General features: G+C 58.7%; 26 protein-coding genes and 1 pseudogene. 17 read left to right on the top strand and 10 right to left on the bottom strand.

What is annotated here, in order from left to right; genetic code table 11:
• The first annotated feature begins 330 nt into the window (after positions 1-330).
• The 4 genes from OQ248_RS22910 (at position 331) to OQ248_RS22895 (ending at position 3,107) form a co-directional block, all read left to right on the top strand.
• Positions 331-936, top strand: a complete 606-nt coding sequence (locus tag OQ248_RS22910) for a glutathione S-transferase (protein ID WP_265814106.1) — start codon at positions 331-333, stop codon at positions 934-936.
• A gap of 2 nt (positions 937-938) precedes the next feature.
• Positions 939-2,045, top strand: a complete 1,107-nt coding sequence (locus OQ248_RS22905) for a DNA alkylation repair protein (protein ID WP_265814105.1) — start codon at positions 939-941, stop codon at positions 2,043-2,045.
• Positions 2,046-2,149: 104 nt separating this feature from the next.
• Complete coding sequence (locus tag OQ248_RS22900; RefSeq protein WP_265814104.1) at positions 2,150-2,590, top strand: DUF3916 domain-containing protein; 441 nt, start codon at positions 2,150-2,152, stop codon at positions 2,588-2,590.
• 136 nt (positions 2,591-2,726) lie between these two features.
• Entirely contained in the window at positions 2,727-3,107 is a 381-nt protein-coding gene (locus OQ248_RS22895) for a GFA family protein (RefSeq protein ID WP_265814103.1), read from the top strand.
• Positions 3,108-3,349: 242 nt separating this feature from the next.
• Here OQ248_RS22895 and OQ248_RS22890 read toward each other — a convergent pair whose 3' ends face one another.
• Positions 3,350-4,291, bottom strand: a complete 942-nt coding sequence (locus OQ248_RS22890; protein ID WP_265814102.1) for a DUF4157 domain-containing protein — start codon at positions 4,289-4,291, stop codon at positions 3,350-3,352.
• Between the two features lie 400 nt (positions 4,292-4,691).
• Here OQ248_RS22890 and OQ248_RS22885 point away from each other — a divergent pair, with 400 nt between their 5' ends.
• Positions 4,692-5,051: a hypothetical protein gene (locus OQ248_RS22885; RefSeq protein ID WP_134826536.1), complete on the top strand. Its 360-nt coding sequence runs from the start codon at positions 4,692-4,694 to the stop codon at positions 5,049-5,051.
• A 67-nt stretch (positions 5,052-5,118) separates the two neighbouring features.
• Here OQ248_RS22885 and OQ248_RS22880 read toward each other — a convergent pair whose 3' ends face one another.
• A complete protein-coding gene (locus OQ248_RS22880) occupies positions 5,119-5,481 on the bottom strand; it encodes a hypothetical protein (protein WP_192551939.1) in 363 nt (120 codons plus the stop codon).
• A 514-nt stretch (positions 5,482-5,995) separates the two neighbouring features.
• Here OQ248_RS22880 and OQ248_RS22875 point away from each other — a divergent pair.
• On the top strand, positions 5,996-6,574 hold the full coding sequence (locus tag OQ248_RS22875; RefSeq protein ID WP_265814101.1) for a DUF4337 domain-containing protein: 579 nt from the start codon (positions 5,996-5,998) through the stop codon (positions 6,572-6,574).
• Positions 6,575-6,655: 81 nt separating this feature from the next.
• On the opposite strand, the gene OQ248_RS22870 is transcribed toward OQ248_RS22875, so the two are convergent.
• Positions 6,656-6,925: a hypothetical protein gene (locus tag OQ248_RS22870; RefSeq protein ID WP_265814100.1), complete on the bottom strand. Its 270-nt coding sequence runs from the start codon at positions 6,923-6,925 to the stop codon at positions 6,656-6,658.
• A gap of 285 nt (positions 6,926-7,210) precedes the next feature.
• Here OQ248_RS22870 and OQ248_RS22865 point away from each other — a divergent pair, with 285 nt between their 5' ends.
• The gene (locus OQ248_RS22865) at positions 7,211-8,179 is read left to right on the top strand and encodes a LysR family transcriptional regulator (protein WP_265815128.1); all 969 of its coding nucleotides are present in this window, start codon (positions 7,211-7,213) and stop codon (positions 8,177-8,179) included.
• A gap of 20 nt (positions 8,180-8,199) precedes the next feature.
• On the opposite strand, the gene OQ248_RS22860 is transcribed toward OQ248_RS22865, so the two are convergent.
• Positions 8,200-8,661 carry a Rid family hydrolase gene (locus OQ248_RS22860; protein ID WP_114883753.1) on the bottom strand — a complete coding sequence of 154 codons (462 nt, stop codon included), beginning with the start codon at positions 8,659-8,661 and terminating at the stop codon, positions 8,200-8,202.
• A gap of 217 nt (positions 8,662-8,878) precedes the next feature.
• Here OQ248_RS22860 and OQ248_RS22855 point away from each other — a divergent pair, with 217 nt between their 5' ends.
• The 3 genes and pseudogenes from OQ248_RS22855 to OQ248_RS29045 form a co-directional block, all read left to right on the top strand.
• The gene (locus tag OQ248_RS22855; RefSeq protein WP_085711437.1) at positions 8,879-9,565 is read left to right on the top strand and encodes a hydrolase; all 687 of its coding nucleotides are present in this window, start codon (positions 8,879-8,881) and stop codon (positions 9,563-9,565) included.
• 106 nt (positions 9,566-9,671) lie between these two features.
• Positions 9,672-10,073, top strand: coding sequence for an AraC family transcriptional regulator (locus OQ248_RS22850; RefSeq protein ID WP_265814099.1), 402 nt, complete (start codon positions 9,672-9,674; stop codon positions 10,071-10,073).
• A gap of 27 nt (positions 10,074-10,100) precedes the next feature.
• Positions 10,101-10,227, top strand: a pseudogene (locus OQ248_RS29045) (organic hydroperoxide resistance protein); the annotation flags it as partial.
• Here OQ248_RS29045 and OQ248_RS22845 read toward each other — a convergent pair.
• Positions 10,200-11,435 (bottom strand): MFS transporter, encoded by a 1,236-nt coding sequence (locus tag OQ248_RS22845; protein WP_265814098.1) that lies wholly within the window; start codon positions 11,433-11,435, stop codon positions 10,200-10,202. The pseudogene OQ248_RS29045 and the gene OQ248_RS22845 sit on opposite strands and share 28 nt — an antisense overlap.
• A gap of 254 nt (positions 11,436-11,689) precedes the next feature.
• Between OQ248_RS22845 and OQ248_RS22840 the strand changes: the two genes are divergently transcribed.
• Complete coding sequence (locus tag OQ248_RS22840) at positions 11,690-12,094, top strand: carbohydrate-binding module family 20 domain-containing protein (protein ID WP_265814097.1); 405 nt, start codon at positions 11,690-11,692, stop codon at positions 12,092-12,094.
• Positions 12,095-12,112: 18 nt separating this feature from the next.
• Here the strand turns inward: OQ248_RS22840 and OQ248_RS22835 are convergent, their stop codons facing one another.
• On the bottom strand, positions 12,113-13,000 hold the full coding sequence (locus OQ248_RS22835; RefSeq protein ID WP_265814096.1) for a LysR family transcriptional regulator: 888 nt from the start codon (positions 12,998-13,000) through the stop codon (positions 12,113-12,115).
• 133 nt (positions 13,001-13,133) lie between these two features.
• On the opposite strand from OQ248_RS22835, the gene OQ248_RS22830 reads away from it, so the two are divergent.
• Complete coding sequence (locus OQ248_RS22830) at positions 13,134-14,804, top strand: GMC family oxidoreductase N-terminal domain-containing protein (RefSeq protein ID WP_265814095.1); 1,671 nt, start codon at positions 13,134-13,136, stop codon at positions 14,802-14,804.
• Positions 14,805-14,934: 130 nt separating this feature from the next.
• Entirely contained in the window at positions 14,935-16,557 is a 1,623-nt protein-coding gene (locus OQ248_RS22825; RefSeq protein ID WP_085711441.1) for an MFS transporter, read from the top strand.
• Positions 16,558-16,605: 48 nt separating this feature from the next.
• Here the strand turns inward: OQ248_RS22825 and OQ248_RS22820 are convergent, their stop codons facing one another.
• A complete protein-coding gene (locus tag OQ248_RS22820; protein ID WP_248740855.1) occupies positions 16,606-16,974 on the bottom strand; it encodes a DUF427 domain-containing protein in 369 nt (122 codons plus the stop codon).
• 152 nt (positions 16,975-17,126) lie between these two features.
• Positions 17,127-18,533 carry a serralysin family metalloprotease gene (locus OQ248_RS22815; protein WP_265814094.1) on the bottom strand — a complete coding sequence of 469 codons (1,407 nt, stop codon included), beginning with the start codon at positions 18,531-18,533 and terminating at the stop codon, positions 17,127-17,129.
• A gap of 278 nt (positions 18,534-18,811) precedes the next feature.
• Here OQ248_RS22815 and OQ248_RS22810 point away from each other — a divergent pair, with 278 nt between their 5' ends.
• Together OQ248_RS22810 and OQ248_RS22805 are read left to right on the top strand one after the other, a co-directional pair.
• Positions 18,812-20,755, top strand: a complete 1,944-nt coding sequence (locus OQ248_RS22810) for a DNA topoisomerase III (RefSeq protein ID WP_265815127.1) — start codon at positions 18,812-18,814, stop codon at positions 20,753-20,755.
• Positions 20,756-20,802: 47 nt separating this feature from the next.
• Entirely contained in the window at positions 20,803-21,306 is a 504-nt protein-coding gene (locus tag OQ248_RS22805) for a GNAT family N-acetyltransferase (RefSeq protein WP_265814093.1), read from the top strand.
• A 12-nt stretch (positions 21,307-21,318) separates the two neighbouring features.
• On the opposite strand, the gene OQ248_RS22800 is transcribed toward OQ248_RS22805, so the two are convergent.
• Positions 21,319-21,690: a hypothetical protein gene (locus OQ248_RS22800; RefSeq protein WP_248742013.1), complete on the bottom strand. Its 372-nt coding sequence runs from the start codon at positions 21,688-21,690 to the stop codon at positions 21,319-21,321.
• Positions 21,691-21,817: 127 nt separating this feature from the next.
• Between OQ248_RS22800 and OQ248_RS22795 the strand changes: the two genes are divergently transcribed.
• Positions 21,818-22,147, top strand: coding sequence for a hypothetical protein (locus OQ248_RS22795; protein WP_047293552.1), 330 nt, complete (start codon positions 21,818-21,820; stop codon positions 22,145-22,147).
• Between the two features lie 272 nt (positions 22,148-22,419).
• Here OQ248_RS22795 and cynR read toward each other — a convergent pair whose 3' ends face one another.
• Positions 22,420-23,307 (bottom strand): transcriptional regulator CynR, encoded by an 888-nt coding sequence (gene cynR / locus OQ248_RS22790; protein WP_265814092.1) that lies wholly within the window; start codon positions 23,305-23,307, stop codon positions 22,420-22,422.
• A 120-nt stretch (positions 23,308-23,427) separates the two neighbouring features.
• Here cynR and cynS point away from each other — a divergent pair, with 120 nt between their 5' ends.
• On the top strand, positions 23,428-23,892 hold the full coding sequence (gene cynS, locus OQ248_RS22785) for a cyanase (RefSeq protein WP_265814091.1): 465 nt from the start codon (positions 23,428-23,430) through the stop codon (positions 23,890-23,892).
• The last annotated feature ends 68 nt before the right edge of the window (positions 23,893-23,960 follow it).

The raw sequence follows: 23,960 nt of genomic DNA, 5'->3' as shown, positions 1-23,960 counted from the left end.
GTTTATTGCAAACGCCACCCGGCACTCAATTTACGAAGGGGCGGCAGTCTAAGGCCCGTTTGAGGCCTCAGCAACTGTAAATACAGGGAATTTGTCCGACAAAGCCCGGAAAGTGCTCTGACACAGGCCCCACGGCGCTCATCGGAGTGCGTTTATAGCAAGAAATTCAGTCGAGCGGCTGTATATAGAAGACAAACGGCGGATGAGCGGCGCTTTGTCGCATTTCTTTACAATCACCGACGGCAAAACCAGCCCGTTCTCGGGACTGACAATCTCCCCAACCTCAGCTACGTTATGCCCTCCCCCCGGTTTGACTTGAAGGAACGCGTCATGAAACTGATCGGCATGCTGGACTCCCCTTATGTGCGCCGCGTGGCGATCTCCGCCAAGTGCCTGGAGATCGAACTGGAACATGACCCGGTGTCGGTGTTTCGCCACTTCGAGCGCTTCCAGCAGATCAACCCGGTGGTCAAGGCGCCGACCTTGGTCCTCGACGACGGTGAAGTGCTGATCGACTCGACGCTGATCCTCGACTATCTCGAGGCCCTGTCCGGCAAGACCCTGCTGCCCACCGACTTGCCGCAACGGGTCAAAGCCCTGCGCCTGATCGGCCTGGGCCTCGCCGCCTGTGAAAAAGCCGTGCAGCTCTACTATGAACGCAACCTGCGCCCGGCCGACATTCAATACCAGCCGTGGGTCGAGCGCGTCGAAGGCCAACTCGCTGCCGCCTTCACCGCCCTCGAACACGAACTGCAAAAACACCCACTACCCACCGATGGCACCCTCCAGCAGGACGGCATCACCCTCGCCGTCGCCTGGAGCTTCACCGGCCTCGTCGTCCCCGACCAGATCGACGCCGGACGCTTCCCGCGCATCGCCCAATACACCGCGTACGCCGAAGGCCTCCAGGCGTTCATCAGCACCCCGATGACCTGACCATGAGCACAACCGAAACCGCCGCCCCGGCCCTGAAAGAAATCTTCAACGCCGAACGCCTGCAACACATCGCCAGCGAAATGAGCGCCGTGTACCCGGCGTTCAAAGCCAAGGCCTTTCTCAAGCACGCCAACCACGGCCTCGCCGACCTTTCGGTCATGCAGCGCATGGCCCGCGTCAGCGAAAGCCTGCACGCCGTGCTGCCACTGGACTACACAGATTCCCTCGCCGTACTACGCGAACTCGCCCCACGTCTGAACAGCGGCTTCGTCAGCATGAGCCTGCCGCACTACGTCGCGAGCTACGGCGCGCACGCGTTCGACACCTCGATGGAAGCCCTGAAGTACTTCACCACCTTCGGCTCCTCCGAATTCGCCATCCGCCACTTCCTGCGCAGCGACCTGGAACGCTCGCTGGAGCGGATGCACGACTGGACCCGAGACGAAAACCACCACGTCCGCCGCCTCGCCAGCGAAGGCAGCCGCCCTCGCCTGCCGTGGTCGTTTCGCCTGGAACTGGTGCAGGCAAATCCACAATTGGCGGCCGGGATTCTTGACCGGTTGAAGGCCGATGAAAGTTTGTACGTGCGCAAGTCAGTGGCGAATCATTTGAATGACGTGACCAAAGAGCACCCGGAGTGGGTGCTGGATACGGTTGAGGGATGGGCGCTGGAGAACAAGCACACGGCGTGGATTGCGAAGCATGCGTTGCGGAGTCTGATCAAACAGGGGGATTTGCGGGCACTCACTGTTATTGGTGCTGGGGCCAAGGCTGAGGTTGAGTTGCTGGATGTGAAGGTCGAACCGGCGGTTGTGCGGCTTGGGGACACGATCACTTTGTCATTCACCGTGCGGTCGTTGGCGCCGGTGGAACAGCGGTTGGTGATTGATTATGCGATTGACTACGTGAAGGCGAATGGTGGGACTTCGGCCAAGGTCTTCAAGTTGAAGACCTTGGTGTTGACGGGGTTTGGGAGTGCGGTTGTGATTCGGAGGCAGGTGATCAAGGATTTCACCACGCGCAAGCACTATGCGGGGGAGCATGCGGTGCATGTAACGATTAATGGGGAGCGGTTGGGGACTGCTGCCGTTAACATCCTCGTTTCATAAATATAAAAAATAGTTTGGTCATCAAGCCACATAAGGATATCCCCTTGTGAAGATTGTTCCTCAGTAACAAAAGAGTCCGAAACATCCCCCGTCACCTCCGCTCCTTGGAGCACTGGGCCGCGAGTTTTAGCGGCGAGTTCCATCCTCGCAGCGATGAGCAAGAGCGTTACAAACACTGGAAAATCCCGGTACTCAACAACCTCGTTCAAGGTCCGCAAGCACGTATCGAAGTGCAGGCCTTCTGTGTTCAGCAATTGCTCGAAGCAGCGGCTCATCTTTCCCGCGCAGCGGATCGCAGCCAAGGTTACTACCGCATTGCCTGCCTGGGGGTATGGCCCTGGTTACACCAGAGCGAAGTGACAGTGTTCTATGACCGTGAGTACTACTTGAGTTTTCTGGGGCAGCATAACTCGCTTGCCCCGATACACTTGAGCGAAAGGCTTGCGTTGGATGTGCCCGAGAACTTCATCGAGCATGGGCATGATGTAACCCAGGACGATGATGAAGTCGACGTTCAGTGGTGGTGTATCGGGGAGCACGCCTGATCAGTAACAGCCTGTTGTCCGGGATGCTCCTGGCGAAAGTTTAATTTCCCGAATCCCAACTTCAGGAATCAAGCGATTGGTCGACTGATCAGACTGAGACGGTTACGCTGACGTTTTTCACCTGAACGGAAAGCGTATGTCAGAGGTGTACCAGGGAAGCTGTTTGTGTGGAGTCGTTGGTTACGAATTAACCACCTCACCAAAAGCAGTGAGCCATTGCCATTGCAGTCAATGCCGTAAAGGTCACGGGGCCGCATTCGCTTCGTACGGCAGTGTTCCGCAAAGCACACTTCGCATACTCCGTGGCTCCGCCAGCATTAAATCCTATGTTTCTTCGGAGTCCGTATTACGCGAGTTCTGCTCGGAATGCGGTTCTACTTTGTTCTGGTCACGGTCTCAAGGTGAGTTTGCCGACTGGGTTTCGATAGCACTGGGCACGCTCGATACGCCGTTCCTGCCTGAAAAGCAGAAGCACGTTCATACCGACTCTGCAGCTCCTTGGTATATGTCTGTCTAGTCATCAAAAAGTGGAGATAGATTTTTTCCCTACTCCTGACCTTCAAGAATTACCAACTTCCGTACGGAATACCGAATTTATCGATATAGCAAAGAAAATGGGACAGAAAATGGCAGAAAATGGGGACTGATTTATTTTCTGAAAACTCACCAGCCCCCATTCATCTGAAAACACACGTTGACCATGACTTCAAAGCCACCTCGATGCAGTTACTCGACAAACACCCCATCGCGTGTGCTGTTCTACTGCCACTGATAAGCTGCAGCAACTCCAACTACTAAATGTCCAGGTGGAGAAAGTAACGGGCCCGATTGACCAGGCCCAAAAATGCACGTTGGCGCATTGCATGGAAACTGGAATGTGTACCCGTCCATCAGTCTACGCAGTATGACGCCAGATACCACAATAGGTACGGGACATAAATTACCCGTTGTATTGGAATTATTATCAATCCAGATGCATTGTTGCGGTTGGATCGCTTGACGTGCAGCCTGGTTTATCTCTGTCCAGTTAATTTGCTGTGACGTTTGTGAAGCGGCCCCGTTATAACTCCATGTCTGCTGGTTCCCCTGATCTGTCGATTGGATACTGGCATAAATGCGGCCAGCATTGCTTCTGGCCTGAGATTCAAGACCATTCCAGTCATAGGAGTATTGAAATGCAAAAGTATCAATCCCCATCTGATTATATTGAAGGGTGTGTGTGAGCTCATGCGCCCACAGCTCGACATTTCTCGTCAGTTCTACATTTGCAAACACAATTACATCATCGTACGTAATAGCGCCCTCTTGATCAAACCAGTTTTTTAGCGCGCCATCAAGGCTAATGCCTCCAGCTGTCGTCCAAGATACCTTATTAAGGATTCCCGGAGGGAAGTATGGCGAAAGCTTATTTTTTACATCATCGGGGATCGGTTGGGTCCCCCTATTTAAGGCTTGGCTTCTGGAAAGCCTTATTGCCTCAGCCAGAACTGGCGCGACTGGATTTAACATTGCCTGCCCAACATCTTTTGGCAAGTTCTGAATCATCGGCGGAATTGCATTTATATTCGGTGGTTTTATTGAAACGCTTCCTCGATTAACATCAATATCAATTCCGGTTATCTCGCTAAGCCAACTGGCCTGCGCGTCGCTTAGCGCTAGGGCAACGATTAACCCAACGTACATCCGAAGCATAGTTTTCATCACTCCACTCCCTTGTGACTGTGCGGACGTTTTTTGCCGGACTACACCTTTGTTATATATCTAACTTATTATTTCGACAGAAACACACTTGACGGGCAAAGTGAGTGTAGATGCGCAATGAAAAATTGCTCTGCCCCCCACAGCCCTGACAACGCGCCAATGCAAAATAATGGAACAGAAAATGGGATAGGTTTATTTTTTGACGATATTACTTAGGCTGATAGTGCTGAGCATCGGATAACGGACGGATAACGGGACAGATTTATTTTTTCGATTTCTGAAGCTTTCAGAGCCAGGCAAAGCTCCGGTTTTTTAACTTCGGCTCCCTCCCCCTTGCCTGCAATGGTGGCGTCGAACCTCAAATGATAAGGTTCAACCTCAAAATCACGGACGACACCACGTGCACAAACAATCTCTTGCTGCAGCAGCAATAACCTTCACTATCAGTCTTTCCGCTCTTGCCTCTCCTGTTCCGCAGGAAGAACTCGAAGAGTGCCAGCGAATAGAAAACTCGGCCAAACAGGTCATGAAAAGCAGGCAGCAAGGCGCGCCCATGGATTCGGTGTGGGAACTGGCCGAAGCGGCAGGCAAGCAGAGCGAGTATGTGGGTGAGTTGTTCAAGACGCTGATTCGCGAGGCGTACGCGATTCCGCAGTACTCAAGCGAAAGCTTGCAGCAGAAAGCAATCAGCGATTTCCATTCCAATTTCTACAAGGCTTGCATCGTGACGGCGCAAAAGCGAGCAGACGCAAACGGCTGAGCTCATCGAGCAAAAAAGGGAGCAGATTCAGGTAATGGATCTGCTCCCTTTTCCTTGAGGGCGGCCTCTACGCTTTCAGTTCTACCTTATCCAGCGCCTGATTCACGGCCAGCCCCGCGACCATGACCACTTGGGCGATGCCCAGAGCAGTCTTGCGATGCGCAGGCTCAAGGATGGCGGCGAAGTTGCTGAGCATTTCGCTGGCGGAATCGAGGGATTCGCTGGCGTTGGCCAACAGGGACTCGCTGTTGTAGGCGGGGTTCGCCAGGAACATGGGGTCGTGTGTGGTGTGGCTGCCCATGATGCGTTGTTGCGGGGTCAGGTAATGGTCGAGGGCGCGTTCGGCGGCTTCGTTGAGGGTTCTGGAATCGGGGAATTGGTAGGGTGAGACGGGATCGGTTTCTGGCGGATTCGGTGTTGGTTTGATCATGGTGAAACTCCTGATTTAGATTCGGAGCTACCAGCATCACTTGCAGATGATGGGTGGCAGCCAAGTGCGGGTCTGCAAGACCGGGAAACCAGGCACCCGGCAGACCCGAGGGTCTCCCGCACAAAGCCGCCATTGAGCGGACACAAACGAGCGTCCTTTTGGCAGGGCTATGCGACTGGTTTTTCCGGCGGGCTTGCAGACCCGATCACTGATAAGCAGTGACGGGAATCAAGTTACGGAGGGAGCGCCAGACGCACAAGCCGGCGGATTCTGTCTTAGGTGTAGGGCGTTGCGCAAGGCGTTGTGGGCATCGGGATGTGACGAGAGGCATCTCATAAACAAGCCACGTGTTTCGTGTTTAATTTCTGACAAAAGAGACTGTTTCTCAGCCCGACGGGAATACATAAATCAGCTCGTCCGCTTTCATCCAGACACCGCCAGTCCCCTGTGTCTAAAAACCCGGCCACCCTGCATAATCCGCGCAATTTCCTCCATCAACCCAAGTCCGACCGTCATGCCTGAAGAGTTCGAAGTCCCCAGTCCTCACGAGCAACACGTTGAACACACCACCCATCATGCCCACGCAAAAGGCGATCACTTTGCCAGCAAGATTGCGGTCATGACGGCGATCATGGCGACGGTCGGCGCCCTGATGAGTTATCAGGCCGGTTCGACGGAGAGTGAAGCGGCCATGGACAAAAACAACGCCGCCATTCAGAAGACCGAAGCCGCCAACGAGTGGAACTACTACCAGGCCAAGTCCAGCCGGCAGAACCTGTCGGAACTGGCCAGCCATCTTCCGGGGCTGGATTCCGCTCATTACGTTGCCGAGGCACGGCGCTATGCAGAGCAGAAAGAGGAAGCCCGTAAAAAGGCAGAAACACTTGAGCAGCGAGCGCGAGAGTGGGACGAGAAGTCAGAGCAGGTTTTGCATCAGCATCACCGCTGGGCCCAGGCCATGACCGCTATTCAAATCGCCATTTCACTGGCGGCCATCACCCTGCTGACGCGCAAGGAATGGCTCAGACGCGTCTCGTTTGGGGCGGCGGGTTTGGGGGTCATGCTGGGCTCGCTGGCCTGGTTGCATATCTGAAAGCGCTGCTTCACAACAGGTAGCATCGCAGACGCTGGTGCGCACTCACCCTGCGAGTCACGCATCAGGCTTTGTGAGGGGTTACCACTGGCCGCTTACGAGACAACCGACGATTTCCCAACCACTGTACTCCCACCATGAATATCGCTCGTCGGAGCAACTTCGGGCCAGGCTGGCCATCTGGATTTTGCCGACTGCTTGAGGAGTACTGAATGGCGTGTCAGTCGAAGCTGTTAGCTGATTGACAGGCCGGGGAGCATTGAAGGTCGTCGGATGCACGGATGCATTCGCGACAGCGGCGGTGAAAACGAGGGTTACGGATATGGCCAGAGCAGTGATGGACTTATTCATGTTCGAATCCTTTCAGTTATCTGACTTGCGGCTTATGCACTGGCCTGAACTGCCTATATCACCGCACTGAACAGACCGGGTGCTTGCACAGAATGACGCCATGAAAGCGTACCACCGCGCGCGCCGGCACACAGTCGCTCAACCGTGCTATTGACAACTGGAAAAAATCAGCTGCCGAGGTGGGTTTTGCAGGATCAAACGCTGTACGCATCGCCGGAACAATATGGCTGCTTCACCCCCACCTCTTCTCGTATCATCACCGCCCTCGCATCCGGAACGAACTGTGTGAAATCGCCAACTGAAAAGGCTCTGACTCCCCCTGACGGGAAAAAGTGGGACGCAGGCGAGGCTGCCAGCCAGCTCTCGTGGGACGACTTGCGCATCATCAAGACGCTCAGTGATTGCGGCAATCGTTCGGCTACGGCCAAAAAGCTTGGCATCAATGTATCCACCGTTTCGCGCCGGATTACTCAGGTTGAGCGCACGCTCGGCGTCGCACTGTTCGATCATCGCAAATCCGGGTATCTGCTCACCGCCGAGGGTGCTGAACTGCGCGCACTCGCCGAGCGCGTGGAGCTGGATATCGTCAGTGTCACGCGGCGTGTTTCACGTTCAGGTCAGGGCCCCCTCGGAAAGCTTCGAATTACCACCAGCGACTCGCTGCTGCTGTACTTCTTCACTCCCATCATCGCGGACTTCAAGGCTCTGAATGAAGGAATCACCATCGAGGTGTTGGTGGGCAATGAAACCCTCAGCCTCGCCCGGGATGAATCGGATATCGCCATTCGAGCGACGAGAAAACCCGCGGAAAGCCTGGTGGGCCGCAAACTGGCAAACATTGCCTGGGCACCTTACTGCTCTGCCAGGCAGATGACTGACTCGCCCCTTTTCGAAGAGGGCCAGGCATGGGTGTCCTACTCCGCAGCGCTCTGCGGTCTGAGGGCGACCCGTTATGTCGAAAGCAGAGTCGCTGCCGAGCGCATCGCGTACCGCACCGATTCCGTTGCAGCGGCAAGCGTGGCCATCGCGGCGGGCCTGGGATATGGATTCCTTCCCTGCATGCTGGGCGACATCACTCCAGGCCTGGTACGTGCCGGGCCAGTGGTGCAAGAGCTTCAGGATGAATTGTGGCTGCTGACTCACCAGGACATTCGAAAATCGTGGCGGGTCAAGGCATTCATGACCTTCTGCGCGGCTGCCGTGGCCAGTCAGAAACCCTTGGTCGAAGGGCAGTCGATACTCCCGGTCATCTAAATCGAAACCGGGAGTGCAGCTCAGATGTTTCGCGCGCCAATCACGGCCTTGCATGCGATCTCGATCAGTTGCGGGCGCTGGGCAAGTCTCGACACGCCAATGATATTGCTCGCGCACTGAGGCCGCTCAGTGCCATAGGCAGCCTTGCGCACTTTGCCGACGACCGCGAACGCAGCATCCATATCCAGCACGTAAAGCGTTTCCTCGACAACGTCTTGCAGCGTTGCGCCATACAAGGCGAGCAGCTTCGAAATGTTGTCGTAAGAGACCCGCATCTGCTCTCCCATCGAAGAGAAATCACTGGGTTTTCCGTCGGCATTCAGCGGCGCCGGGGCGACCAGATTACCTTCTTCATCATGGTTGAATTGGCCTGATACGTAGATCTCGTTTCCTGAGCGCCGCGCCTGCGGATAGCCATAGGCCTCTTCCCAGGGGACGCCCCAGTAGGCGGTCTGCTTGTTGAACGGTTGTGTAGCTGCCATTGCATTCTCCAGCTCATGAGGGATCGGTCTGATCCGTATGGGTGGGCGAATGCTAGCAGCGCCAGCACGCATTCAATGGCGCAATAATGAGCCCTCATGAGTGCAAAAGTGCGCCACCATTAAACATTTTGTTTCGTTATCTTTTGCTCGCCCTCAGCAATGACGCTGAGGAATGTACTTGTGCGACTGAACAACATCGAGCTGAAAGGAAACAAGAATGAACAATCCTAAAACTGAAGTCCTGACTCCACTGAACAGCCAACTGATCTTCATCGACCACCAGCCACAGATGGCCTTCGGCGTGCAGAGCATCGACCGGCAAACGCTCAAGAACAACACCGTTGCTCTGGCCAAGGCAGCGAAGATTTTCAATGTCCCCACCACCCTCACCACGGTTGAGACAGAAAGCTTCTCGGGTCACACCTATCCCGAACTACTCGCCGTGTTTCCGGACGCCCCGCTGCTGGAGCGCACCTCCATGAACTCCTGGGACGATCAGAAGGTACGCGACGCACTCAAGAAAAATGGTCGCAACAAGATCATCGTCTCCGGCCTGTGGACCGAGGTGTGCAATGCCACCTTCGCCCTGTCGGCAATGAACGATGCCGGCTATGAAATCTATATGGTCGCAGACGCCTCCGGCGGCACCACCAAAGAGGCCCACGATTACGCCATGCAGCGCATGATCCAGGCCGGTGTCGTACCGGTGACCTGGCAGCAGGTGCTGCTGGAATGGCAACGGGACTGGAAGAACCGCGCCACCTACGACGCCGTGATGGAACTGGTCAGGGAACATTCCGGTGCCTACGGCATGGGCGTCGACTACGCCTACACCATGGTGCACAAGGCGCCTGAGCGCGTTCAGCATGGCCCCTCCCTGGCGCCTGTCGCCGCGTCTGTCTGAGCCATCGCCGGCCCTGCCCCAGGGGCTGTCCAGACTTGCAAAGGGTGCGCTGTCGACTGAGTCGAGTCAGCCGCGCGCATCCTGTTACCTGAACTTCCGGATGTGTATGAACATGGATAAATCTACCGTGCTGGCGACGCTCACCCTGACTTCGACGGGACAGCTCAAACCCTGGCAGATAAGGACTGCCCAACAACTGATGCTCGACAGGCTGGATACCGGCATTACCGTGACTGAACTGGCCGAAGCCTGCGCATTGTCGCGCAGCCACTTCTCACGCCTGTTCAAGGAAAGCACCCGGATGTCCCCGCAGCAATGGCTGCGTGAGCAGCGAGTCATGAAAAGCAGAGAACTGATGAAAGGCTCCACGATGCTGCTCACAGAAATCGCACTGGAATGCGGCTTCTGCGATCAAGCTCACTTCAGCCGTACATTCGCCAAAGCTGAAGGCATGTCACCGAAAGCCTGGAAGCAACAAGCGATCAGCCCGATTCCGGTCGCGGCTTGAACAGTCAAGCCATCACCAGCGCGCGGGATCGGGACAGGCCAGATCCCGGGCGGTTTTGGCCTGGATATCGATCTTCAATTTGCCGGAGCTCAAGCAAGCCGATACACAAGCGTTACAGGAGGCGGCTCACCCAGTGTGCACGTACTCCAACGCACCCGGCGACACTGTCTCCGGTACCGCCCCCCAAAGCAGCACCAGCGCCGCCATCGCTATCCCTGCCAACGTCAGAAACGCAGCGCTGTAGCCCGCCTCCTGAACCACAATCCCCGCCAGGCTGTTGCTCAATGCCGCCCCCAGACCGAACACCGTCGAAATCGCCCCAAGGCTGACGTTGAAGTGCCCGGTGCCCAGCGTCAGGTCTTTCACCACCACCGGAAACAGCGCGCCGAAAATTCCCGCGCCGATGCCATCGAGCAGTTGCACCGAAACCAGCCACCACGGATCGTTGGACAGCACATACAACACACCGCGCAACGGCAGGATCAGGAACCCCGCCAGCAGCAACGGCTTGCGCCCCCACACATCGGCCTTCGCGCCCACCAGCAACGCGACCGGCACCATCACCATTTGCGCCGCGACGATGCAGGCGGACGTAAGCGGCGTGGCCATCTGCAGATTGGCTTGCGCCAGTTTCTGACTCACCAGCGGCAGCATCGCCGCGTTTGCCAGATGGAACAGCGCACAGCAAATCGCGAACATCAGCAGCGGCCGGTTGGTGAGCAATACGGAAAGTCCTGAAGGCTGCTTGCCCTGCCCCGCTTCGCTGGGTGAAAGACCTCGGGCGAGATCGTGGTCAATAGCCTCTGCCGATACGAACGAGACGGCAATCACACTGGCCAGCGCCATGACCGCCATCAAATAAAACACCGCGACCGGGCCGAACAGATACGCGGACAAACCGGCCAGCAGTGCGGCGCAGGCGTTGCCGGCGTGGTTGAAGGTTTCGTTGCGTCCGGTTCTGCGTGTAAACGCGCGAGGGCCGGTAATGCCGAGGGTAATCGCGCAGATTGCTGGCGCGAAGATCGAAGCGGCAGCGGCACTGATGGCTTGCGTCAGGGTCACGAGGCTGAATGAGGTCACGAACGGCAGCAGCAGACAACTTCCGGTGACCACCAGTGCGACAATCGCAATCAGCGCCCGTTTGAAGCGTGTGCTGTCGACCAGCGCACCTGCCGGAGTCTGTGTGATGAGCGCGGCGATCCCGGCAATCGTCATGACCAGCCCGATACTTGCCGGCTCCCAGTGGTGAACCGCCAACAGATAAATCGCCAGATAAGGACCGAGCCCGTCACGCACGTCGGCGAGGAAGAAATTCAGGCTGTCGAGGGACAGGTTGTTGCGACGATCGAGGTGAGTGGCCACGGGAAGCGTCTTCGTTGTCGAGGTTCTGCGAGATGACTCAACCTCTGCAAATCGAATGACCTTTTGCGGGGGATTTTAGTTGCATGGACCGGAGGGTTGAATTTTCCGCCCAAGACTGCGGAGTTCAGGCGAAATTGACGAACGTCGAGCGACACTATCGCCAAGTGCTCTAAAGGACTGTCAGTTCTGTCAGGTTACTCGCCGTTTGGCCGGGTTTACGCTGGCCTCAACGAGAGTCAATCGAGGCGTTCAACATGTTCCGGATTCGTCATCCAGTGCCAAAGGGTGTTCTTTTGTTGGCGATGCTGAGTTTGATCAGCAATGCACAAAGCACCGTCACGTTTACTTATTTTCTTCCGGTGGACTTTCAGTGCAATAACGGTGTGACAACGCCAGGATATAGCGTCTATGTGGTGGGAGCCCGCCCCGAGTTGGGGGCGTGGGATGTGACCAAGGCAGTGAAACTGGCACCGTCTGCTTATCCGGCCTGGACCGGTTCAATAAAATTCACCGGAGCCAATCCCGGTGATGTCGTGGAATGGAAGTGCATCATCCGCAATGAGACCAACCCCAACGACGTGCAGAAGTGGCAGGCCGGGGCCAATAATCAGGTGACACTGGCGTTCAAACCCACGCCCACCAGCGTCGGCACACTTTGAGGCTGCGCAACTGGGATCTCAGAGGTTGAGCAGCAACCCCTGCTCCGCCTCACACAACCCCACTACATAATCCCAAACCACCCGCAACCGCACCGACTTGTGCAACTCCCGCCGCGTGCTGATCCAGTAACTACGCTCGATGCTCTCGTCCGGCAGCAGTGCCACCAGATCCGGATCGGCCGCCGCCATATAACAAGGCAGCACCGCAATCCCCAGCCCCGAGCGCGCCGCCTGCTGCTGGGCGATCACGCTGGTACTGTGAAACACCACGCGCGGATTGCGGCAGAAGCTGTTGAGAAACATCAGCTCCTGACTGAACAGCAGATCATCCACATAGCCGATCCACGCATGCCGGCCAAGATCCTCGCGACTACGCAGCGGCGGCGCATTGTCGAGGTAAGCGCGGCTGGCATAGAGGGCGAGCCGGTAATCGGTGAGTTTTCGGGTGACCAGCATGTCTGCCGCCGGCCGCTCCAGGTGAATGCTGATTTCCGCCTCGCGGTTGAGGATGCTGACGAAGCGCGGCACCGCCACCAGTTCCACTTCCAGCCCCGGATAGCGTTCGAACAACCCGATCATGCGGCTGGCGAGGAACATGATGCCCAGCCCTTCGGTCACGCCGACGCGGATCTTGCCCAGCGGCGCGGTGGACTGGGTGATTTCTTCCTGGGCCAGCAGCGCGACGTTTTCCATGGCCTCGGCGTGTTTGAGCAGCGCCTCCCCCGCCGGGGTCATTTCGTAGCCTTGGGCGTGCTGGACGAACAGCGCGGTGCCGAGGCTTTTTTCGATGGCCTCGATATGTCGGGCGACGGTGGCGTGGGTGGTGTTCAGGCGGCGGGCGGCGGTGAGCAAGCGACCGCTGCGTTGCAGCTCAAGAAAGAACCGCAGGTCGTTCCAGTCGAACATGGCTTGTCCTTGTCGGCTATCGTCAGGAAGCGCTGTTTGAAAACGCACAGCGGCTGCGCAAAAACTAACATTCTTTTGACGAAAGCTAACAACTAGGATGACTGACAACAAAAACAATAAGCGAGGTCAGGGAATGCAGACTTCCCTCGATGAATTCGATTACATCGTGGTCGGCGCCGGGCCGGCCGGGTGTTTGCTGGCCAATCGACTGTCGGCCGATCCGCAGCGGCGCGTGCTGTTGCTGGAGGCCGGCGGGCGTGACAACTATCCGTGGATTCACATCCCCGTGGGTTACCTGTTCTGCATCGGCAACCCGCGCACCGACTGGTGCTTCAAGACCGAAGAACAACCGGGCCTTAACGGCCGCGCGCTGAGTTATCCGCGCGGCAAGGTGCTGGGCGGCTGTTCGTCGATCAACGGCATGATCTACATGCGCGGCCAGGCCAGCGACTACGACCGCTGGGCCGCCGAGGGCAATCCGGGCTGGGCCTGGAACGACGTGCTGCCGCTGTTCAAGCAGAGCGAAAACCACTTTGCCGGCGCGGCGGATTTCCATGGCGACAAGGGTGAATGGCGGGTCGAACGCCAGCGCCTGTCGTGGCCGATTCTCGATGCATTCCGCAGCGCCGCCGAACAGAGCGGCATCGCCAGCATCGATGACTTCAACCAGGGCGACAACGAGGGTTGCGGTTACTTCCAGGTGAACCAGAAGGCCGGGGTACGCTGGAATGCGGCGAAGGCGTTTCTGAAGCCGATTCGCGATCGGGCCAATCTCACGGTGTTGACCGACGTCGAGGTGGATCGCGTGCTGTTCGAGGACGGTCGCGCCTCCAAGGTCAGCGCACGTTGGCAGGGGCAAGAGAAGAGCTTCAAGGCACGCAAGGAGATTGTGTTGTGCGCCGGCTCCGTGGGCTCACCGAGCATTCTGCAACGCTCCGGGATCGGGCCGCGCCCGCTGCTGGAAAAACTCGGTATCGGCGTCGTGCATGAATTGCCGGGCGTCGGCGGCAACCTGCAGGATCACCTGCAACTGCGGCTGATCTACAAACTGGAAAACGCCCGCACCCTCAACCAGATTGCCGGCAGCGTGTGGGGCAAAATGGGCATGGGCCTGCGCTATCTGTACGACCGCAGCGGGCCGTTGTCGATGGCGCCGAGTCAGCTGGGCGCGTTTGCCCGCTCGGGGCCGGAGCAGACCTCGGCCAATCTTGAATATCACGTGCAGCCACTGTCGCTGGAGCGCTTTGGCGAGCCGTTGCACAGCTTCCCCGCGTTCACCGCGTCGGTGTGCGATTTGCGCCCGCAGAGCCGTGGCCGAGTCGAAATCCGCTCCGCCGATCCTCAGGAAGCGCCACTGATCCAACCCAATTACCTGAGCCATCCCGAAGACCTGCGCGTGGCCGCCGACGCGATTCGCCTGACCCGGCGCATCGTCAGCGCCCCGGCCCTGCAAGCCTTCAACCCGGTGGAATACCTGCCCGGTGCCAGCCTGCAAACCGAAGAACAACTGCACGAAGCAGCGGCGAAGATCGGCACGACGATTTTCCACCCGGTCGGCACCTGCCGCATGGGCAACGACGCGGACGCGGTGGTCGATGCGCAATTGCGGGTGCATGGCGTACCCGGCCTGCGGATTGCCGATGCCTCGATCATGCCGCGCATTACCTCCGGCAACACATGTTCGCCTACGCTGATGATTGCTGAAAAAGCGGCACAGCTGATGCTCAACCCTGCAACTGTAAACACAACCCCTGTGGGAGCGGGCTTGCCCGCGAAAGCGGCAGATCATTCAACAGTGAGTTGAATGGCACGCCGCTTACGGGAGCAAGCCCCCTCCTAAAAATGACCCGCATCAGATTCACGGACATCGCGCATCACCCGGACACGCAACACCAGTGGAAACAACAAAAACAATCACTGTGAGGGATACCGATATGTCAGAACACGCTCAGCCGCTGGACGCCGTGCGCAGCACGGACGCCGGCTCCGATACCCGAAAGGTCATCTTCGCCTCGTCCCTGGGGACGGTGTTCGAGTGGTATGACTTCTTTCTCTACGGCGCCCTGGCGGCGGTGATCAGCAAGCAGTTCTTCGCCGGGGTCAACGACACCACGGCGTTCATCTTCGCGCTGATGGCGTTTGCCGCGGGCTTCATCGTGCGGCCGTTCGGGGCGCTGGTGTTCGGTCGGTTGGGGGACATGATCGGGCGCAAATACACGTTCCTTGCGACCATTATCCTGATGGGCGTAGCGACGTTCGCCGTGGGCCTGCTGCCGACCTACGCCAGCATCGGCATCGCCGCGCCGATCATTCTGGTGGTGCTGCGCATGCTTCAGGGCCTGGCCCTCGGCGGCGAGTACGGCGGTGCCGCGACTTACGTGGCGGAGCACGCGCCGATCGGCAAACGGGGTTTCCATACGAGCTGGATTCAATCCACTGCGACCCTCGGCCTGCTGCTCTCGCTGCTGGTGGTGCTGGGTTGCCGTTACTTCACCGGCGATCAGTTCGAAGTCTGGGGCTGGCGCATTCCGTTCCTGCTGTCGATCGTGCTGCTGGGGATTTCCACCTGGATTCGCCTGAGCCTGCACGAGTCGCCGGCCTATCTGAAGATGAAAGAGGAAGGCAAGGCCAGCAAGGCGCCGATCCGCGAATCCTTCGGCAAATGGGAAAACCTCAAAGTCGTGCTGATCGCCCTGTTCAGCATCAACGCCGGGCAAGCGGTGACCTTCTACGCCGCGCAATTCTATGTGCTGTTCTTCCTCACCCAATTCCTGAAAATGGACCCGGCGGTGGCCAACAGTCTGTTGATCATCAGCGTGGTGATCGGCGCGCCGTTCTTCATCATTTTCGGCTGGCTGTCGGACAAGGTCGGGCGCAAACCGGTGCTGATGCTCGGCCTGCTGCTGGCCACCGCGCTGTACTTCCCGATCTTCAAATCCCTGGCCCACTACGCCAACCCGGCCATCGACCATGCCAGCCAACAGGCGCCGATCACCGTAGTGGCCGACCCGGCCACCTGCACCTTCCAGTTCGACCCGGTGGGCAAGGCCAAATTCGACAGCCCGTGCGACAAGGTCAAGACCTTCCTGGTCAAGCAGGGCCTGCCCTACTCCAGCGTCGCAGCGCCTGCCGGCAGCGCGGTGCAGGTGAGCGTCGGCGATGTGAAACTCGACGGCTTCGACGAAGCTGCCCTGCGCGGCGCAATCACCCTCGCCGGCTACCCGCAACAGGCTGACATGCAGCAGATCAACAAGCCGATGATCGTGGCCCTGATCGTCGCCCTGATCATCATCTCCGCCATGTGCTACGGCCCGCTCGCGGCGCTGATGGTCGAGCTGTTCCCGACCCGCATCCGTTACACCTCGATGTCCCTGCCGTACCACATCGGCAACGGCTGGTTCGGCGGTTTCCTGCCGACCGTGTCGTTTGCGCTGGTGGTGTACACCGGGGATATTTTCTATGGGCTGTGGTACCCGGTGCTGATTACCGGGGTGAGCCTGGTGGTGGGGATGATCTGTCTGCGTGAGACCAAGAATATCGATCTCGACAAGAACTGATCCTGAAGCCTGTGGCGGGGGTTTCACGCCCTCGCCACAACCTGCCTGTCAGACCTCCGCGTCCAGCAATTCAAACTTCACCTGATCGGGATAGAACGCAACGTAATCCTTGATCTGGCTGACCGAAATCTTCGGATGCTCGTACGTCCACACCGCATTCGCGCCCTCATGACCGGGCACTTGCAGACTGAAATAATTGGCGTCGCCCTTGTACGGGCAATAGCTCGTGTGGTCGGTGCGGGCGAAGTATTTTTCGTCGATGTCTTCGCGGGGGATGTAGTAGACCGGCGGGTAATTGGCTTCGAGCAGTACCAGTGCTCGGGCCGAGGCGGCGACCTGGATGCCGTGGAACTTCACCAACACACAACCTGGCTGCTCGGCGATGGTGATGACGGGGCTGGGACCGGAGGTTTTCATCAGTTTCTCCTGACTGCGACGAAGGGAGCGCTTCAGGTATAACCCATGCGGCCGGATCACGTCGGGTTCGCAGCCGAACGGTTTTCCGCCCATAAAAAAACCGCAGCCGGCGAAGGCTGCGGTTTTCCCGTTTCAGATTTTCCGTTATCAGATCAGGCGACGATATCGGTCGCCACGGCCTGCCCCACCATTCCTACTGCGAAATCAACCGAACCCTGGCCGGTCAGGTCGATCATCAGGCTGGTCTGGTTGGTCTCTGCGAAGTAAGTCAGGATCGCGTCACCCGCGTGGCCAGTGAAGCCGCTGACGAAGTTCAGCGTGGCCGCACCAGTGGCAAACCCGGCGATGCCCGACAGGTCGATCTTGTCCAGGCCGCTGGTGAAATCCATGATCCAGTCCGGCGCGGTCATGGTCGAGTCGCTGGCAGCGCCGAACACGAAGGTGTCCGCGCCTTCGCCGCCCCACAGCGTGTCACCGCCACCACCACCGTAGATGATGTCGTTGCCGGCACCGCCGATCAGTTCGTTGGCCGCGCTGTTGCCGATCAACAGGTCATTGCCCGAACCGCCGATGGCGTTTTCCACGGTCACGCCATAAGCGATGGACACGTTACCCACCAGACCGCCGACGTCAGAGAACGAACCTTCGTTGAGGTTGATCTTCTGGTTCTGGCTGAAGCCGGAGAAGTCCAGGGTGTCGTTGCCGCCGCCGTCCCACACCGAGAACACCACTTTGGAGGTGTTCGAAGTAGCGCTGTAGTAGTCGCGGTCGGCGTTGGAGTTGAAGCCGTACACAGTGTCACCGGCACGGGTTTCGAGGTTGGCCCCGTAGAGTTTCTGCACCGCGACGATATCGTCCAGCAATGGAGCCGAAGCGTAGGCGCCGCTGCCGTCCTTGCTGAAGTTCTGGTCGGTGTTGGCTTCGCTCCAGTAGCTCATCAGGCTGTAGCCACGGGTGTCTTCGGCGTACTTGGCGTCGTTGTAGGTCGGGTTGCCGTTGCCGGCGTTGTAGGCGCCCGGGTGCGACAGGCCGAGGGTGTGGCCGATTTCGTGGGTCAGGGTCTGACGCCCGTAGTTGTTGGTGTCGGGGGTCTTGTTGACCTGATATTGATCGTTGATCAGATACCACGACTGGCCGTCATAGCTGCTGCCCTGTGGCAGGTAGGCAAACGCCGCGCCGCCGGTGCTGACGTCGTAGTTGCCGAAGGTCATGTGACCGTCGCCGCCCTTGCCTTCGGTGAAAGTGACTTTGGCCACGTCCGACCACGATTGCATCGACAGCACGGCCTGGGCTTTCTGCTGGGCGCTGAACTCGCTGAAGTTGCCGAGTTTCGGGTTATAGTTCGACGGTTTGTCGGTCAGGAAGGTGTAAGTCAGATCAATCTTGCCGTCGGCATTCTTGTCCTGCCACGACATGCCCTTGCGCAGGATTTCATCGGCGGCCTGGTCGGCGGTGAACGACGGTTTGCCGTTGACGGTCCCGGTGCCACGGTCATACAGGTGGCTGAAGGTGTCGACCGCGGTGAAGGCGCTGCTGGCCTGGGAAGAAGGTTGAGACATGGTGTACGTCCTTGTTGCTGAAGAGTCAGTGTCAGACAGTAAAACGGCGATCTTCTGGCGAGATCGTCCTGTCACTCGCCCTGTTGAGGCGATTCGAACCTGACACAGTGCCGGTCGTGAACGCCATTCAATTTCTCGATAGCGTCCCCGATTGCCCCGACGCGGGCTGTCATGACCGGCAATCTTTTATCTGTATATCCATACAGATAAAAGTTGCCCCGACGCCCAAGTCAGGCCATCCTGTGCGCCTCTTCGGGCAATGATCGATGACGGTGGTTATGCGGCTGTACCTCTGTGAAAAACCTTCCCAGGCCAAGGATATTGCGGCCGTGCTCGGCGCAAAGCGTCGGGGCGACGGCTGCTGGCTGGGAACGGACGTCACGGTAACCTGGTGCATCGGCCACCTGCTGGAAACCGCTCCCCCGGACGCCTACGACGCCAAATACAAGCGCTGGGTGCTGGCGGACCTGCCGATCATCCCCGACAAATGGAAAATGACCGTCAAGCCGCGCACCGCCAGCCAGTACAAAGCAGTCAAGCGCCTGCTCGGCGAGGCCAGCGAACTGATCATCGCCACCGACGCCGACCGTGAAGGCGAGATGATCGCCCGGGAACTGGTGGAACATTGCCGCTATCGCGGGCCGATCCGCCGCTTGTGGCTGTCGGCGCTGGACGAAGCATCGATCCGCAAGGCGTTGGCGGCGCTGAAGCCCGGCGCCGAAACCTTCAGCCTGTATCACTCGGCACTGGGGCGCTCCCGGGCGGACTGGCTGATCGGGATGAACATGAGTCGCCTGTTCACCCTGCTCGGCCGGCAATCGGGCTATCAAGGCGTGTTGCCGGTGGGCCGAGTGCAGACGCCGACCCTGCGGCTGGTAGTGGATCGCGACCGCAGCATTGCCGATTTCGTGCCCGTCGCGTACTGGGCCATCGATGTGCAACTGCTGCATGACGGCACGGCGTTTACGGCGCAATGGCGTGCGCCGAACGATGCCTGCGACGATCAGGATCGCTGCCTCAATCAGGCCCTCGCGCAGCAAGCGGCTGCGGCGATCAGCGGCGCCGCCAGCGCCCAGGTGGTCAAGCTGCGCACCGAGCGCATGCGCGAAGTGGCGCCCCTGCCCTTCGATCTCGGCACCTTGCAGGAAGTCTGTTCGAAGAAGCTCGGCCTCGGCGCCCAGGAAACCCTCGACATCGCCCAGGCCCTCTACGAAACCTACAAAGTCATCACCTACCCGCGCAGCGATTGCGGCTACCTGCCCCTGAGCCAGCACAGCGAGGCGCCGGGGATTCTCGCGGCGCTGCGTCAGGCCGACCCGGGCCTCGAAGCGTTGCGCGATCATCTGGAGCCGCAGCGCCGCTCCCGCGCCTGGAACGACGCCAAGGTCAGCGCCCACCACGGCATCATTCCCACCGCCGCCGCGAAGAATCTCGAACGCCTGACCGGCAAGCACCGCGCGGTCTACACGCTGATTCGCGCGCGGTATCTGGCGCAGTTCCTGCCCAATCATGAATACGACCGCACCCAGGCCGATTTCGATTGCGCCGGTGAAGCCTTGCGTGCCGTCGGCAAGCAGATCATCGAACCGGGCTGGAAACGCGCACTGCCGGAGGCACTGGCCCCGGCCAAGGGCCGTGAAGCCCCCGCGCCACAAACCCTGCCGACGCTGACCCAGGGTGCCGAGTGCGCTATCGCTGACGTAAAGCTCAAGGATCTGTGGACGCAGCCACCCAAGCCCTACACCGAAGGCGATCTGATCAAGGCGATGAAGAACGTCGCCAAACTGGTGGAAGACCCGCTGCTGAAGCAGAAACTCAAGGACACCACCGGCATCGGCACCGAAGCCACCCGTGCCTCGATCATCCAGGGTCTACTGGATCGCGGTTATCTGGTGAAGAACGGCAAGGCATTGTCCGCCACACCTGCCGCGTTCAGCCTGATCGATGCGGTGCCCCGGGCGATTGCCGACCCCGGCACCACGGCGATCTGGGAACAGGCGCTGGACATGGTGCAGAGCGGCGAGATGAGTCTGGAAGAATTCGTCACCAAGCAGGCCGCGTGGATGAGCAAGCAAGTGACCCGTTGCGCCGGGCTGAGCCTGACCATCAGCGGCCCGCCGCCTGCCGGCAAAGCTGCAGCGCCCTGGAAGAACAAGCGCAAGACCACCCGGCGCAAAACCACCGGAACCAGCAAACGAGCGGCGAAACCGGCTGCCAAATAGCCCGCTGCGGGCTACTGTTTCTGCAGTGATTGTCAGGAGGCAGCGGCATGTCTGTCATCGAACTGCGCGTCGCCCGGCGCGACGAACTGGACACCATCGAAAACCTGATGCAGTTCTACACCTACGACTTCAGCGAATGGCTGCCGCTGAAGCTGGGCGGGCATGGTTTCTTCCCGATCCAGTTGAAGGACGACTACTGGCGCCAACCGGCAACCCGGCCGTTCCTGATCCACGTCGACGGCGAACTGGCAGGGTTCGTGACCGTCGATGACCATCTCCTCATCGAAGGCGCCGACTACAACATCGGCTATTTCTTCGTCAGCCGACGCTGGCGTGGCCAAGGCGTCGCGCAGTTTGTCGCCTCTGCCCTCTTGAGCCATTTGCCCGGTCAATGGCAGATTTTCCATGTCGACGCCAACCTGCCTGCGCAGCGGTTCTGGGCCAGAGTCATCCCTGAGGTGAGCGGCGGCGACTTCACTCGCCAGCAGAAAACCGTGGACGGTTACCCCTGCACCCTCTACTGCCTGCGCAGCCCTTCCCACGCTGCCTGAACGATCCTTTTCTCATTCCAGAATGACTTTGTCCGACAATATGTAGTGACCAAAAATAATCACTACAAAACCGTTGACGGCGTCGTTTGGCTTTTGCATGATGCAGACGTCTCCCCGATCGGGAGCACTGGCAACACGCTTGAGCAAGCTCGTCTGACCGCCGAGCTGTTTTTTCCGGATACACGCTGCCCACAAGGCAGATTGAAGAAGCTGACCTGGCCTGAACGTCCAGTACAAGGACGAGAAGCGCTGGCGAAAATTCTCAAGACGCTTGTGGTCGACCCTGAAAACGTCGTCAAGGAGCCTCCCGGTTTTCGCTGCTTCTCCTCGTTGTGACGCTATTGCGTAGCAGTTATTCAACACGACTACATGCAACAGACGCATGACCCCGTACTTCACACGGGCGACCGCTGACGTCCTGGTTTCGGTGCCAGGGATCAACTAACCGATGGGCTACCTGTATTAGCGAATCAACTTTGAAAGATCACCAGACTGGTCAAGGGGCAATATCATGAATCTGAACAATCAACCTACTATCGAAGAACTGGCTCGTATGTTCGCTGCGCAAAAAGACAGCCACGACAGCCATATTCTGTGGATCAGCAAGTCGGGTCAGGTCCATATCGACTGCCTGTCGCCCCATGCTGGTGAAGAAGAGTTCGACCGGAACAACCAGAACCTGCTGGCCCGCCTGAAGATGTACCGCCGCGGCCACGGTTATGTCGGCAAAAAAGCCGCGGCCGACAAGGACTTCATCGGTAATGTTCTGCAAACGCTGAAACAGGCGTGGGACTCGATGCAGAACAAGAACGAAGTCCGGGTGATTGATCGGTTCTGCTAAGTTGCAACTTCAATAAACAAAAGGGCCTGCTTCCTATAAGGAGCAGGCCCTTTTTTTGTGTCTGGCTTTAGTTATTTTTTGTGGTCAAGAACCTACCCCCTCATCGGAACGCCGCCCGCCCAGCCCTCCCGAATCGTCGGACCGCCCCCAAGGGGGCGAGGGGGAAAGGGAGCAGATCGGAGGTCGCTTCAAATCCTGAGTACGACTCAATTTTTCAGGTCGATGAATCTCTAACATTCACCTCGGTCAGTCCCCTCTCCCCTGGGAGAGGGTTAGGGTGAGGGGCTTCCCAGGCCTAGCGCGAGATTCATGAACGCCACCGCCGCCGCACTGTGATAATTGTTCTTGCGCCGCAACAACGCCGCCCCTCGCTGCGGCGCCTCACTCTCCACACGCAACCGGCGCAACGCCCGATCCTCGGTGGCTATCGCCTCCGGCAACATGGTCGCCAACGGCGCATGCCGGATCACTTCGAGCAAGGTACTCACCGAATTCACCTCGATCTGCACCTTGGGCGTGATGCCGTGTTGGCGAAAGTACTCATCGACGGACACCCGGGTGATGTAACCCGGCGCCAACAGTGCGAAGTCAAGTTGCGCAATGTCATTGGGGCGCAGAACCAATGAGCTGTCATACAACGGATGCTCCCGCCCGACCATCACCCCCAGCGTCTCGACAAACGCCGGAATGCATTCAATGTCCGGGCTGCGCACCGGGGTAAAGGCAATCGCGATATCCAGCGAGTCATCCGCCAGCCCCGCCTCGATGTCATCCATCGACAGCTCGAAAATCTCCAGGTGAATCCCCGGATACCGCGCCACGAAATCCCGTACCAACGGCCCCACCAGATACGCCATGAACGTCGGGGTCATGGCCAGGCGCAGCGAGCCTCGGGACAGATCCCTCACGTCATGCAACGCACGCTTGCCCGCCTCCAGTTCCACCAGCACCCGCCGCGCACATTCGATGTAAGCCTGCCCGGCATCAGTGGGTTTGACCGAACGCGAGGTGCGATCAAACAGATCCACACCGAGGCTTTCCTCCAGTTGGCGGATCTGTTGCGACAGGGTCGGCTGCGACACGTGCAGCGCCTCGGCCGCCCGGGTAAAGCCGCCGTGATCGGCCACGGCCAGCAGGTATCGCAAATGTCGCAGCAGCATGGGGCTCTCCATCTATAGGCAGTGCTTATGCTTTGCATTGTATATCGGTCTTGGACGCTATGGATCAATCGGCAGAAGATGAATCCCACACAGCAAGCCAACCCCGAAAGGAGAAGCACCATGCAATCCCAAGCCTACAACGACAGCCGCATCGCCCTGACCACCCGCGCCCTGGATGCCAAGGCCCAGAAAAACCTGTCGTGGCAGGACCTGGCCGACGGCACCGGCCTGAGCCTGGCCTACGTCACCGCCGCCCTCCTCGGCCAGCACCCGCTGCCAAAAGCCGCCGCCGAAGTGGTCGGTGACAAGCTGGAACTGAGCGCCGAAGACATCGCCGCCCTGCAAATCATCCCGCTGCGCGGCAGCCTCGACGGTGTACCGACCGACCCGACCATCTACCGCTTCCACGAGATGATCCAGATCTACGGCACCACCCTGAAGGCACTGGTTCACGAGCAGTTCGGCGACGGCATCATCAGCGCCATCAACTTCAAGCTCGACATCAAGAAAGTCGAAGACCCTGAAGGCGGTTCCCGCGCCGTGGTCACCCTCGACGGCAAGTTCCTCCCGCTGCGTCCGTTCTGATCCCTCCGGGCCCGCACCCCGCGTGCGGGCCCTTCCCAACCTGAATTGCCACGTCGTCACCACATCTG

It is taken from the genome of Pseudomonas sp. COW5 (genome assembly GCF_026240005.1).
In the GTDB taxonomy this organism is placed as follows: domain Bacteria; phylum Pseudomonadota; class Gammaproteobacteria; order Pseudomonadales; family Pseudomonadaceae; genus Aquipseudomonas; species Aquipseudomonas kribbensis.
The sequence above is the reverse complement of the archived record's forward strand: the minus strand, read 5'-3'. Positions and strand labels throughout refer to the sequence as shown.